Consider the following 12,379-nt stretch of genomic DNA (forward strand, 5'->3'; position numbering starts at 1 on the left):
GGTAGAGCGCAGCTCGCTGCGCTGCTTCTGGATTTACTGCGCTACTGTTGAGCATGCGTTGTTGAACGCAGCCACATGCATTCAACCGAGCAAATCGCCCGCCGCCTCGGCCATCGCCTTGCGCGAAAACAGGAAATCCCAGTAGCTGCCGCCGACCTGCCGCCACAGCACCGCCGAGCGCACCGCCGCCAGCAGGATGGCGCGGATTTCGGCAACCACGCCCGGCTGTGCCAGATAGTGCGGATTGCCTTGCACCATCACCCGCGGTCGCAAGGTGCTGATGGTGTCGGCATACAGGCCGCCGAGCGCGGCGATGATGTCCGGGTGCACATGGCTGCCGAGATCGCTGGCCTGCACGGCGATATGGCTGATGCCCTGGCCAACTGCATTCAGGGTGTCGGGCTCGTGGCTGAAGCGGCGCTCCAGTTGCAGCACCGAGGTCACCAGCCGCATCAATGATTCGTCCTGGCCCTGGCGGGTCAGGTAGCTGCTGACCAGCCGCAACCCCGGGGCGACATCGGATATCCGGCCGTAGACCTGCAACGGCGTATCGGCATCGATGCGGAACACGCTGTCGAGCGCGGTTTCGACCACGGACGCGTCGGACTGGCCGGTATCGGCAATCCGGCGCACCTGCTGCAGCGCCTGGGCCATGCCGGCCAGGGCCAGCACGCGATCGGTGTAGGAATTACTGCTCAAACTTTCTGCTCCGCAATTTTCTGCTCCAGTGGTGCGTCGGTACTGGCGATGACCGCACCACCGAGGCATTCGTCTCCGTCATACAGCACCAGGGATTGCCCTGGCGTGACAGCGCGCTGTGCGCGCGTGAATCTGACCGCCACGGTGCCATCATCGTTGACGGTCACCTGGCATGGCTCGTCGGCCTGCCGGTAGCGGGTCTGCGCAGTGCATTCGAACTGCCGCGCCGGCGCGCTGCCGCTGATCCAGTGGGCCGCTTCCGACTGCAGCCGATGTGATTGAAGGTACCGGCTTCCGCTGTCCTGATCGACGTACAGGATGTTGTTGGCCACGTCCTTGCCGACCACGTACCACGGCGCCGCCGGACGACCGCGCACGCCACCGATCTGCAGGCCTTCGCGCTGGCCAAGGGTGAAGTAGAAGACCCCGGGATGCTCGCCAATCCGGACCCCTTGCGGGTCACGCATCTCACCGGCCTTGGCCGGCAGGTAGCGGCCGAGGAACTCACGGAAGTCACGTTCGCCGATGAAGCAGATGCCGGTGGAATCCTTCTTGTCGTGGGTCTGCAGGCCAGCCTCGCGGGCGATCCGGCGCAGATCCGATTTCTGCATGCCGCCGATCGGGAACAGGGTGGCCGACAGCTGTTGTTGCCCCAACTGGTGCAGGAAGTAACTCTGGTCCTTGCTGCGGTCGACGCCGCGCAGCAGTCGCCAATGCCCGTCGCGCAAGGCTACCTGCGCATAATGACCAGTGGCGATCTTGTCGGCGCCCAGTTCGCGGGCGGCATCCAGGAAGTGCTTGAACTTGACCTCGCGGTTGCACAGCACGTCCGGGTTGGGGGTGCGCCCGGCGGCATATTCGGCCAGGAAATGCTCGAACACACCGGCCCAGTACTCCGACGAGAAATCGCGGAAATGGAACGGAATGCCGAGCCGGCCGCAGACCGCCACCGCATCACGGCGATCCTCTTCGGCGCGGCAGTCGCCGCTGCCGTCATCGGCCCAGTTCTGCATGAACAAGCCGGCGCTCGGCACGCCCTGTTCGACCAGCTGCAAGGCGGCGACCGACGAGTCGACGCCCCCTGATACCCCGACGATGACCGCTGGCGCGCTCATGCGATCTGCTGCAACGCCGACAGCGGAAAGCGGCGCCCGGACAGATAGTCCTGCACTGCCTGCCACACCAGCGGACTGCGGTGGCGACCGGCCTGCGCCTGCAGTTCCGCCGGGCTCATCCACAGCGCCCGCACGATGCCTTCGTCCAGCGGTTGTTCCGGGTGATGCCGCAGCGGCCGGGCGGCAAAGGCGAACCGCAGGTAATGGCGACCATCGCTGCCATCGGCGGCGGGCTCGGTCTTCCACTGGTAGGCGCCGACGAAGTGGGTCAGCTCGACCTCCCAGCCGGTTTCCTCGCGGGTCTCGCGCAGGGCCGCCTGCTGCAGGCTCTCGTCCGGTTCCAGATGGCCGGCGGGCTGGTTGAAGACCAGTTGGCCCTGGGCGCGCTCCTCCACCATCAACAGCCGCCCGTCATCGACGACCACGGTGGCGACGGTGACATCGGGTTGCCAGAAACGTCCCTGGCGGTAACTCATGGGCACTTGCTCATTGGCATCTACTCTTCAGAACTCGTCGGTATTGATGTCGGCGGCCAGTTCCAGCTCCATGTCGTCGGCGCTGCTGGCGGCGGCATCCAGCGCATCGCCCAGGGCCTCGGCACGGGCGTCGGCCGGGATTTTGGCGACATAGACGGCGTGGTTGCCCTGTTTGACCCAGCTTCCCAGGATCAACTGGTTGGAGGCCTCAAGCAGGCGGTTGGCGACCAGCGCCGGCAACGCGTCGCCGCTGGACTGGTAGGCGTAAGACCAGATTTCGCGGATCCGGTACTTGCCATAGCTTTCGGTTGCCGAGCGGATGAACACAATCTGGCTGCGCGGGCTGTCGTTGAACCCCATCAGCAGGCGGTAGTCCCCGTCCTGGTCGACCTCGTACTCATAGCCCAGCTGTTTCAGTTGCGCGGCAATCGTCGGGTCCGGCGCACGGCCCGGTGCCGGGGCAGGGCTGCCACCCGCGGTGGGGGTGCTGTCTTCGGCCAAGGCGGGCAGCGCAATGACGAGGGCGGCGGCCAGCAGGACGGCGATGGAACGGTGGGGCATGGGGCGACTCTACGAAATACCGGGGTGAATTGTGCGGGCAGCCGGCCAGCGCGTCCAATCCGTATAATTGACAGCATGCCCCATTCCCACGAAAACGAACGCGACCATGGCGTCATGGTCGAAACCAGCAAGCCCGAGGTGGCGCCGCCGCCGCTGTACCAAGTGCTGCTGCTCAACGACGACTACACCCCGATGGATTTCGTGGTGGTGGTACTGCAGCAGTTCTTTGCGATGGACATCGAGAAAGCCACCCAGGTGATGCTTCACGTGCACACGCGGGGCCGCGGCGTTTGCGGCGTCTTCACTCGCGAAGTGGCTGAATCCAAGGTGGCGCAAGTCAACGAGTTCTCCCGGATCAACCAGCACCCGTTGTTGTGCACCATGGAGAAGTCCTGAGCAGGGCAGTCATGGACCCGGCAAGGGGCAATCACAAGACAACGATTGCTGAACACTGAAATCCATCCGGGAGATGGAAATACCCCATCCAGCCCGCATATTGTTGGCATAGGCCCCGGAGGCACACATGTTCAGCAAAGATCTCGAGCAAACCATCGGCCAGTGCTACAAGCGCGCACGTGAAGCCCGGCATGAATTCATGACCGTCGAACACCTGCTGCTGGCGCTGCTGGAAAATCCCTCGGCGCAGGCCGTGCTCAAAGCATGCAGCGCCGATTCACCCAAGTTGCAGGCGGACCTGGAACAGGCCATCGACGCCTCGGTGTCGAAACTGGCCGAGGATGATGGCCGCGACACCCAGCCCACGCTGGGCTTCCAGCGCGTGCTGCAGCGCGCGGTCTACCACGTGCAATCGTCCGGCAAGAAGGAAGTCACCGGCGCCAACGTGCTGGTCGCCATCTTTGGCGAAAAGGACTCGCACGCGGTGTATTTCCTGACCCAGCAGGACGTGACCCGGCTGGATATCGTCAACTATCTGTCGCATGGCATCGCCAAGCAGGGCGAGGATGGTGAAGGCCATCCCGCGGCCGATGGCGAAGGCCGGGCCGAAGCGGCCGAAGGAGAAGGCAAGGGCGACGCACTCAACGAGTTTGCCAGCAACCTCAATGACATGGCCCAGCAAGGCCGGATCGACCCGCTGGTCGGTCGCGGCGACGAAATCGAGCGGACCATCCAGGTGCTGTGCCGCCGGCGCAAGAACAACCCCCTGTACGTGGGCGAGGCCGGGGTTGGCAAGACCGCGCTGGCCGAGGGCCTGGCCAAGCGCATCGTCGACGGCGACGTCCCCGAGGTGCTGCTGGACGCGACCATCTATTCGCTGGATCTGGGCGCGCTGGTGGCTGGCACCAAGTATCGTGGCGACTTCGAAAAGCGCCTGAAAGGCGTGTTGACCGCGATCAAGAAGCTGCCGGGCGCGATCCTGTTCATCGATGAAATCCACACCATCATCGGCGCCGGTTCGGCCAGCGGCGGGACCATGGATGCCAGCAACCTGATCAAGCCGGCGCTGGCATCGGGCGACCTGCGTTGCATCGGCTCGACCACCTTTCAGGAATACCGCGGCATTTTCGAAAAAGACCGTGCGCTGGCGCGTCGCTTCCAGAAGATCGACATCGTCGAACCCACCGTCGGCGAGACCTTCGAGATCCTGCAGGGGCTGAAGCCGAAATACGAAGCGCACCACAACGTCACCTATGCCGATGAGGCACTGCAGGCGGCGGTGGACCTGTCGGTCAAGCATATTGGCGACCGGCTGCTGCCGGACAAGGCCATCGACGTGATCGACGAGGCCGGTGCGCGCCAGCGGCTGTTGCCGCAGGAACAGCGCAAGGAGCTGATCGACATCGAGGAAATCGAGACCATCGTGGCCAAGATGGCGCGTATCCCGGCCAAACAGGTGTCCTCGTCCGACAAGGACGTGCTGCAGCATCTGGAGCGCAACCTGAAAATGGTGATCTTCGGCCAGGACCCGGCCATCGAGACGCTGTCGTCGGCGATCAAGCTGGCGCGCTCGGGACTGGGCAATCCGGAAAAGCCGATTGGCAATTTCCTGTTCACCGGCCCGACCGGTGTCGGCAAGACCGAGGTCACCAAGCAGCTGGCGTTGCAGCTGGGCATCGAGCTGGTGCGCTTCGACATGAGCGAGTACATGGAGCCGCACTCGGTCAGTCGCCTGATTGGCGCCCCCCCGGGCTACGTCGGCTTTGACCAGGGTGGCCTGCTGACCGAGAAGATCGTCAAGACCCCGCATTGCGTGTTGTTGCTGGACGAGGTGGAAAAGGCCCATCCGGACATCTTCAACATCCTGCTGCAGGTCATGGACCGCGGCGTGCTGACCGATACCAACGGCCGTGAGGCCAATTTCAAGAATGTCATCCTGGTGATGACCACCAACGCCGGTGCCGCCCAGGCATCGCGGCGGACGATTGGATTCACCCAGCAGGATCACTCGACCGATGCAATGGAGGTGCTGCGCAAGAGCTTCACCCCCGAGTTCCGCAACCGGCTGGATGCGATCGTCCAGTTCCAGGGGCTTGGCTTCGAGCACATCCTGCGGGTGGTGGACAAGTTCCTGATCGAGCTGGAAATGCTGCTGCAGGAAAAGCACGTCAGCCTGTCGGCGACCCCGGCAGCCCGCGATTGGCTGGCCCAGCATGGCTTCGACCCGTTGATGGGCGCGCGGCCGATGGCACGGGTCATCCAGGACAAGGTCAAGCGTCCGCTGGCCGACGAGTTGCTGTTCGGCAAACTGGTCGATGGCGGCCGGGTCAGCATCGACGTCAAGGATGGGGAGCTGGTGGTCGATGCCCAGGCCGAACCGGAAAAGCTGTTGCCGGCGACGGTCTGAGCATGTCCGAAGCGCGGCGGCCCGATGGCTGCCGCGCAGGACCAGAAAAAATAAAGCGGCCAATGGCCGCTTTATTTTTCAAACACTTGCCGCAATTATTTCATGCGATAGGTGATTCGACCCTTGGTCAAATCATAGGGGGTCATTTCGACCTTGACCTTGTCGCCGGTGAGGATGCGGATGTAGTTCTTGCGCATGCGACCGGAGATGTGGGCGATGATTTCGTGCCCGTTCTCCAGCTTGACCCGGAACATGGTGTTGGGCAGCGTCTCGGCAACGGTGCCTTCGAATTCAATGGAGTCGTCTTTCGACATGTAGACCTGTTGGTTGCAGCGGGTAATGGCCAAGGCCATAAAGCCGGGTATTGTACGCCAGCGATGGCCTGATTGCAAAAATCGTGTTAACACTCGCGCCTGGCGCCGGCCGCTCCGGCCTGCGCCAGATCCGAGGCCGGCAGCATCCCGAAGCGCCGCGTCCAGGCCCTCGCTGGCTCTGGCAGTGCGGCCTGTTGCTTCACCACCTGCAGGAACCGGCTGCGCGGCCAACGGACCGCGCCCAGTGATAGCAGATGCGGGTTTTCCACCTGCGCGTCCAGCAACGGCCAACCCCATTCATGCAGGCGCAGCGCCAGCGCTGCCAGCGCTACTTTGGACGCCCCGGACGCGGCACTGAACATGCTTTCGCCAAAGAACATCCGCCCCACCGCAACGCCATAGATGCCACCGACCAGGCGGGCGCCGTCGAACACCTCCACCGAGTGCGCGTGTCCCAACTGGTGCAGGCGCAGGTACGCCTGCTGCATGGCCGAGGTAATCCAGGTCCCGTCCTGGCCGGGTCGCGGTGCCATCGCGCAGCCGGCGATGACCTGCTCGAAAGCAGTGTCCGCAGTGACCCGCCAGGCACTTCCACGAAGCGTGCGGCGCATGCGCGAAGACAATCGCACCTGGTCGGTCAGGAACACCATCCGCGGATCCGGCGACCACCACAGGATTGGCTGGCCCTGCGAATACCAGGGAAAGATTCCGTGGCGGTAGGCATTGAGCAGACGTTGCGGCGACAAATCACCGCCGATGGCCAGCAAGCCATCGGGATCGTCCAGCGCCAACGCCGCGGAGGGGAAGGGCGCGTCGGCAGAAGAGGGCAGCGGGAATGGGCGGGAGGGCGGTGACATTGGCGAAGAACGATAACGGGAGCACAGGATATAAGAACCTGCCGCAGGCCGTTGCAAGTACCCGCAGTACCGGCAATGACCCCTGTCCTAGCCAAACCCACAAGCAAACGGCGGGCCGAAGCCCGCCGTTTTCACGCCGACGTTATGGTATTCAGAAGCGGAAGCTCACATTGGTAAAGACAAAACGTCCTGCCTGATCGTAACCGCCAGGAGAATTGCCATTGGTCGCCAGCGTATTACCGACTAACGGCGGTTCTTTGTCGGCGATATTGTTTACACCGATGGTCCAGTCAATGTGGTCGCCCAGTCGTGCGGATGCGGAAAGATCGAAATAATTGTAAGCGTCAATTTTATTGCCATTGTCGCTCACGATTGTGTCTGTCAGATCAACAGTGGTTCCATCGGTATTTTCATAGTCGAGTTCGCCAATGTATCGCCAGCGCAGATTGAAATTATAGCGTCCGATTGAATAGCCAATATTGGCAATGTGACGCCACTCGGGCAGCTGGCAAGACGTATTGATCTTTCCCGCGCAGTCATAGTTCAACTCGGGCAGAGCTGGAAAGGGCTCTTGGCCTTGTTCAAGAACATAGTTGCCATTAAGTGAGGCGCTCATTCTGCCTGCGCCAAGATCAAAAGCATAACGACCAATCAGATCAATGCCGCGAGCAGTCAAAACCCCATTATTTCCTCTTAGATTGCTTATCTGGCCTGCGTCTTCATCTTGGCCGGTCCACAGATCTCCGGTAGCCGCATCGCGCCTAACGAAATTGCAAAGTATCGGATTGCCCGTGGTGGCACAGCCATTGAGAATGACATTGGCTCCGATTGAGCCGATCTGTTTCTCTACCTTGATATCGTAATAGTCGATACTCAGATCGAGATTTCTGATTGGCGTTGCCGCAACGCCGAACGTAAAGGTCTCTGCCTCCTCTGGTTTCAGGTCAGGGTTACCCCCAACGAATTGGTTGTACTGCCCGGCTGGGCTGGGTGTGATATTGCCGTACTGAGCAGCGCTGACGCCTGTGTTGGCGCATTGTTCTGGTGAAAACTTGGGCGTTGGACCGGCGCATCTGTCTTCGCCATTGAATAGTTGAACTGATTGCTGCAGGAACAAGTCGGTGATCGTAGGTGCACGGATAGCCCGATTCCAGCCGGTGCGAATCCGGTATTTGCCATCAGCAAAATCGGCGCCAAGACCCGCCTTGAAAGTATTTACACGCCCGGACGTGCTGTAATCAGAGTTGCGATAACCAAGTTCCGCGCCAAGATTGCTCAACACGCCTACGTCAGTAATGAGTGGTATTGAGGCTTCCATGAACACTTCACTTACACTTACACTGCCAGTGGTTTCATTTGTTTTGCCGCCTGCACCAGCGAAGTTTCCTGCTACGCTATTGGCGTCAGCCGATACTTTGTAGGTGTTTTCACGCCATTCGTAACCAGCGACCAGCTTGATGGTATCGCCTTTGGCTGATGGTAGCCCAAAACCAAGGTCACCACTGACAAAGCCATTGAATGCCTTCAGATAGGTGGTCGTGTTTACATGGCTGACACCCGCCAGTGCCGCCGCCGCTTCGGGAGTGACACCGTTCGGGACCCATACATTGTACGGCAGGCAACCAGCAAAGCTGCCAGGCGGACACTGCAGAACAGCAGACTGAATGCGATCACTCAAGAAGTCATTGCGTCCGGTCGTATTTTCTTCATTGCGTGCGAACTGAAATGAAGCGTCATAAGTCCAATAATCGCTTATTTCACCTTCGGCGCCAGTAACGAGGTTATAGGTGGTGGTGTTGTTCTGGGTGAAGCGAGGTCCACCTTCAACATTCCGCTTGCCGACCAGGACGGTAAGATCGTCAGTATCAATGCCCAGATCATTGCAGAATGAGCCGATGATTGCATCATCACAGCGCACATCGACGCTATTGAAGAACGTCCCGGATTCTGCAATCTGGGTACCGCTGTCGCGATTCAGGAACATAGCCTCCAGATACGGCTTGAAGTGATCATTGACCTCGTACTTGATATGGCTCCCCGCCGTCAGGCGAGTGTCCGGGCGCTGGTAGTAGTTGATGGGAGCGTAATTGTAGAAGCCGCCAAAACCACGTTCCCAACTGCCGTCAGCGTTCTGATGGGCGTTGATCGTGTTGGGCATGCCTGCATACGGCAGGACAATAAAGTTAGGGTCAGGTGCAGTACCTGACCCACCACAAGCGGTCCCTGCATTGTTAAGCGCGCAGGAAGAGTAATCACGATCTCCCTGCAGCAACGCATCATTCTCACGCCAAGTCAGCCATGACAGCATATGGCCACGGTCGCCAATATCACCACCTACCACCAGATCAATGTTCTTGGTGGTCCCGCCGGAGCTGTCCTTGCCAGTCGGGTAGGAATAGCCAGCGTCATCCATCAGCGATTGGATATAGCCATTGCTGTTGTCATGCCGGTAGGTGGAATAGCCGAAATTGGCTTTGACACCCTGGAATTCATCGTCAAGTACAAAATTGACTACGCCGGCAACCGCATCGGCGCCATAGACCGCGGATGCACCGCCAGTCAGCACGTCAGTCCGCTTAAGCGCAGCTGGGGGCACTATGCTGATATCAGGAACCTCGCTGGTGGTTCCCGGCGGTAACCGGCGGCCATTGACCAAGGTCAACGTGCGTAAGGCACCGAGGTCACGCAGGCTTACCGTGGAGTAGCCAGTCGAACCATTGTTCTCAAAGTTGTCGTTCGACAAGGTCAGCTGCGGATACTGGTTGACCAGTTCCTCGACTGTCGTGGCGCCGACTTTCTCGAACTCCTCGGCACTGATCTCGGTGACCGGGCTAGACGCGGTCATCGTCTGGCTCTTGATGCGGGTGCCGGTGACGACGACGGTGTCCAGGTCGGTGGCGCTTTGGGCCTGGGCCTGTTCGGCGGCCAGGCTGCCAGTGGACGCGATCAATGCGAGGACGACGGCGTCCCGCAGTGGATGATTCCTGTAACGCATTGCTTCTCTCTCCCTGATGGCTTGCAGCCGGAATGTGGTGCGCACAGCGGACGTGGAAGTCCGTTAAATGCTGGGCGTGGTCCGAGCCTAGCCAACCTGAAGCGAGAATAAAAATGTGAGCGATTAACTTTTCGCGTTAATGTTTTTCCGCTCTCAATATGAGGTGGCGTGGATTATTTGAAGGGAGAGTTGTTGGCCAACACCTGCATGCGTTGCAACTGCAAGTCTGATTCCTGCGAACACCATGTTTTCAGGGCGTTCCGGAACATCGGGTCCGCAATCCAGTGATGGCTGCGGACCAATGTCGGCAGGAATCCACGGGCGATTTTATGCTCGCCCTGGGCGCCGGGCTCGAATGAAACGAGATTTTCGCGCAGGCAGTATTCGATGCCCTGGTAGTAACACGTCTCAAAATGGAGGCCGGCGAGGGTGACTTCGCTGCCCCAGTAGCGACCGTACAGGGTGGTGTCATCGCGCAGACACAGCGCGCCGGCAATCGCGTGACCGTCGTCCATCGCCAGGAACATCACCAACTGGCGACCGAGCTGGTTTGCCAGGTGCTGGAAGAACGGCAGGGTCAGCGCGGGTGAATTGCCGTATTCGGCGAATGTCTGCAGGTAGAAGCCGTGCATGGCGGCGATGTCCCCGGCAGCTGCCTGGTCGCCGTGGACGACGCGGAAGCTCACGCCAGCTCTGGTTACCTTTTGCCGCTCCTGGCGGATGTTCTTGCGGTGCTTGTGATCCATGCCGGCGAGAAAATCATCGAAATCCACCCAGCCCTGCAGATTGCGCCAGTGATACTGCAGGTCGTGGCGGGGCAGCCAGTCGTCGCTGACCGTGCCAAGCTCGCCCTCGCGATGGAAGTTGATATGCGCTGACGACAGGCCCAGTTGCTGGCCATGCGCGACGATGGCCCGCAGCAGCAGCGCCCTGTGCGCCGGGTCAGGGGCCAGCAGGCGCGGGCCGGTGACCGGCGAGTAGGGCACCGCGCACAGCCACTTCGGGAAGTAATCCATGCCGTGCTGGGCATAGGCATGTGCCCAGGCATGATCGAACACGAACTCGCCGTGGGAATTTGTTTTCAGGTAACCGGGGGCGGCGGCCAGCAATTGCCCGTCTTGCCACAGGGTCAGATGCTGGGGCGTCCAGCCCCAGTCCGGGCGAAGGCAGCCACAGTTTTCCAGCCCGGACAGGAACGCATGCGAAACGAACGGCTGCCCTTCATGCAGCGCGTCCCATTGCGCTGCCGGCACAGCGGATAGATCCGCCAGCACACGTAGCCCGGTCATGACGCTGGCGTGGTGATGCCGTTTACCTGTTCGGCGACGGCGCGCAACGCTTGCCGATCCGGCTCGAAATCCAGCGCCTGCAGGCTGCGCGCCAACGCCAGCCGTGCCTGCTCCCGCGCCGCCTTCACACTGGGTGCGTAGCCGGTTTCAGCCAATGCCGCGAATGCCTTCTGCAGGCGGATGGCGACTTCCAGCATGCCGGCGCCGTCACGCGCGATCTTCGGGAACACGTCCGCGAACATGTCGTCCTCGCGCAACGCTGGGATGTATACCCGCGGGTAGCGGACTTCCGGCGGCTCCTGCTCGGCCATCCGCTGCGACCACTGCACCAGCAGGCGGACCACGCTGCCGATGATGCCGATGCAGGTACCGGGGTCGTTGATCGCCGGCGACAGCGCCCGCTGCGCGATCTCGGTCAACACGATCAGGCCGTAGCGCGGATCGCTTTCGAAGCTGCGTGAATCGGCCAGCTTAAATGCCGAGCGGACCCGCTCGCTGGCGTGCTCGTCCAGCGTGCCGCTGGCCACCACCAGCGGCTGGTCGGGCGAGGCGAAAGTACCGGGCACCGCGACGACATGCAGATCGACGTCGGCCTCTTCGCTGATTTCGTGCAGTTCATGCATGTCCAGGTAGTCAACGTAACCGACCCGGGACGCTTCGATGGCGACGCCGTCGCCTGGCAGCCCGATGGCGGCGGCACCGCCCAGCCACGGCGACTGGGCGCGGGAGCGCATCGCTGCACGGGTCGCGTTCTCGGCCAGGCCGATGGTTTCGGCGATGCGGCCGAAGCGCGACAACTGCTCGATCCAGCGCAGCAGGGTTACCGTGATCAGGACGATGACCAGCACCGTCGCCGCCAACAGGATGACCCGGCCGCTGTCGCCGTACAGCCCGGTGCTGAGCGCAATCAGGCCGACGATGGAAAACAGGAAGGCGCCGATGAAGGTCGCCAGGGCGCCTTGCGCGCTGGTGTCCTCGATCAACAGTTTGGCTGCACGCGGTGTTGCCCCGCTGGACGCCGCGCCGTAGGCGGCCACCATCGTCGACAGCGAAAACGTGGTGACGGCCAGCATCGACGCCGCCAGGATGCTGAGGATGTTGCCGACCGAACCGGCACCGATGCTGCCGGCCAGTCCGGAAGGAATCGCCTGCTTGGCGAATGCGCCGACCAGCGCGGTAATGACGCCCAGTGCGCAGTAGACCGTGGCGCGGAACCACATCCTGCGGGTCAGCCGCAGGGCGACCAGTTTCCAGTTTGAAATCATTGCCT

General features: G+C 61.5%; 11 protein-coding genes. 2 read left to right on the plus strand and 9 right to left on the minus strand.

Annotated elements, in window-relative coordinates:
- Positions 1 to 81: 81 nt before the first annotated feature.
- Genes hflD through ABB29_RS05225 form a run of 4 tightly spaced genes read right to left on the minus strand, consistent with a single transcriptional unit; the run spans position 82 to position 2,851 of the window.
- Positions 82 to 699: a high frequency lysogenization protein HflD gene (gene hflD, locus ABB29_RS05210; protein WP_281177426.1), complete on the minus strand. Its 618-nt coding sequence runs from the start codon at positions 697 to 699 to the stop codon at positions 82 to 84.
- Entirely contained in the window at positions 696 to 1,814 is a 1,119-nt protein-coding gene (gene mnmA, locus ABB29_RS05215; RefSeq protein WP_057657564.1) for a tRNA 2-thiouridine(34) synthase MnmA, read from the minus strand. Before mnmA ends, hflD begins: the two co-directional genes overlap by 4 nt.
- Positions 1,811 to 2,290, minus strand: a complete 480-nt coding sequence (locus ABB29_RS05220; RefSeq protein ID WP_057657565.1) for an NUDIX hydrolase — start codon at positions 2,288 to 2,290, stop codon at positions 1,811 to 1,813. The genes mnmA and ABB29_RS05220 overlap by 4 nt, the downstream gene beginning before the upstream one ends.
- A gap of 27 nt (positions 2,291 to 2,317) precedes the next feature.
- A complete protein-coding gene (locus tag ABB29_RS05225; protein WP_057657566.1) occupies positions 2,318 to 2,851 on the minus strand; it encodes a hypothetical protein in 534 nt (177 codons plus the stop codon).
- A gap of 75 nt (positions 2,852 to 2,926) precedes the next feature.
- Between ABB29_RS05225 and clpS the strand changes: the two genes are divergently transcribed.
- Both clpS and clpA read left to right on the plus strand, forming a co-directional pair.
- Positions 2,927 to 3,247, plus strand: a complete 321-nt coding sequence (gene clpS, locus ABB29_RS05230; protein ID WP_057657567.1) for an ATP-dependent Clp protease adapter ClpS — start codon at positions 2,927 to 2,929, stop codon at positions 3,245 to 3,247.
- Positions 3,248 to 3,374: 127 nt separating this feature from the next.
- Entirely contained in the window at positions 3,375 to 5,654 is a 2,280-nt protein-coding gene (gene clpA, locus ABB29_RS05235; protein WP_057657568.1) for an ATP-dependent Clp protease ATP-binding subunit ClpA, read from the plus strand.
- Between the two features lie 95 nt (positions 5,655 to 5,749).
- Here the strand turns inward: clpA and infA are convergent, their stop codons facing one another.
- The 5 genes from infA to ABB29_RS05260 all read right to left on the minus strand — a co-directional run bounded on the left by infA (position 5,750) and on the right by ABB29_RS05260 (position 12,374).
- Positions 5,750 to 5,968 carry a translation initiation factor IF-1 gene (gene infA, locus ABB29_RS05240; protein ID WP_055943174.1) on the minus strand — a complete coding sequence of 73 codons (219 nt, stop codon included), beginning with the start codon at positions 5,966 to 5,968 and terminating at the stop codon, positions 5,750 to 5,752.
- 86 nt (positions 5,969 to 6,054) lie between these two features.
- Positions 6,055 to 6,825 (minus strand): leucyl/phenylalanyl-tRNA--protein transferase, encoded by a 771-nt coding sequence (aat, locus tag ABB29_RS05245; protein ID WP_057657569.1) that lies wholly within the window; start codon positions 6,823 to 6,825, stop codon positions 6,055 to 6,057.
- Between the two features lie 151 nt (positions 6,826 to 6,976).
- Positions 6,977 to 9,820 (minus strand): TonB-dependent receptor domain-containing protein, encoded by a 2,844-nt coding sequence (locus ABB29_RS05250; RefSeq protein WP_057657570.1) that lies wholly within the window; start codon positions 9,818 to 9,820, stop codon positions 6,977 to 6,979.
- A 173-nt stretch (positions 9,821 to 9,993) separates the two neighbouring features.
- Entirely contained in the window at positions 9,994 to 11,109 is a 1,116-nt protein-coding gene (locus ABB29_RS05255; protein WP_057657571.1) for a GNAT family N-acetyltransferase, read from the minus strand.
- The gene (locus tag ABB29_RS05260; RefSeq protein WP_057657572.1) at positions 11,106 to 12,374 is read right to left on the minus strand and encodes a DUF2254 domain-containing protein; all 1,269 of its coding nucleotides are present in this window, start codon (positions 12,372 to 12,374) and stop codon (positions 11,106 to 11,108) included. Before ABB29_RS05260 ends, ABB29_RS05255 begins: the two co-directional genes overlap by 4 nt.
- Positions 12,375 to 12,379: the final 5 nt, after the last annotated feature.

This window comes from Pseudoxanthomonas dokdonensis, assembly GCF_001431405.1.
GTDB lineage: Bacteria > Pseudomonadota > Gammaproteobacteria > Xanthomonadales > Xanthomonadaceae > Pseudoxanthomonas_A > Pseudoxanthomonas_A dokdonensis.

What these genes read in the sequence shown, in the direction of transcription:
- ABB29_RS05225 (WP_057657566.1), bottom strand. Translation starts at nt 2,851, where the DNA reads ATGCCCCACCGTTCCATCGCCGTCCTGCTGGCCGCCGCCCTCGTCATT.
- ABB29_RS05255 (WP_057657571.1), bottom strand. Translation starts at nt 11,109, where the DNA reads ATGACCGGGCTACGTGTGCTGGCGGATCTATCCGCTGTGCCGGCAGCG.
- ABB29_RS05220 (WP_057657565.1), bottom strand. Translation starts at nt 2,290, where the DNA reads ATGAGTTACCGCCAGGGACGTTTCTGGCAACCCGATGTCACCGTCGCC.
- ABB29_RS05250 (WP_057657570.1), bottom strand. Translation starts at nt 9,820, where the DNA reads ATGCGTTACAGGAATCATCCACTGCGGGACGCCGTCGTCCTCGCATTG.
- ABB29_RS05260 (WP_057657572.1), bottom strand. Translation starts at nt 12,374, where the DNA reads ATGATTTCAAACTGGAAACTGGTCGCCCTGCGGCTGACCCGCAGGATG.
- aat (WP_057657569.1), bottom strand. Translation starts at nt 6,825, where the DNA reads ATGTCACCGCCCTCCCGCCCATTCCCGCTGCCCTCTTCTGCCGACGCG.
- mnmA (WP_057657564.1), bottom strand. Translation starts at nt 1,814, where the DNA reads ATGAGCGCGCCAGCGGTCATCGTCGGGGTATCAGGGGGCGTCGACTCG.
- clpS (WP_057657567.1), top strand. Translation starts at nt 2,927, where the DNA reads ATGCCCCATTCCCACGAAAACGAACGCGACCATGGCGTCATGGTCGAA.
- clpA (WP_057657568.1), top strand. Translation starts at nt 3,375, where the DNA reads ATGTTCAGCAAAGATCTCGAGCAAACCATCGGCCAGTGCTACAAGCGC.
- infA (WP_055943174.1), bottom strand. Translation starts at nt 5,968, where the DNA reads ATGTCGAAAGACGACTCCATTGAATTCGAAGGCACCGTTGCCGAGACG.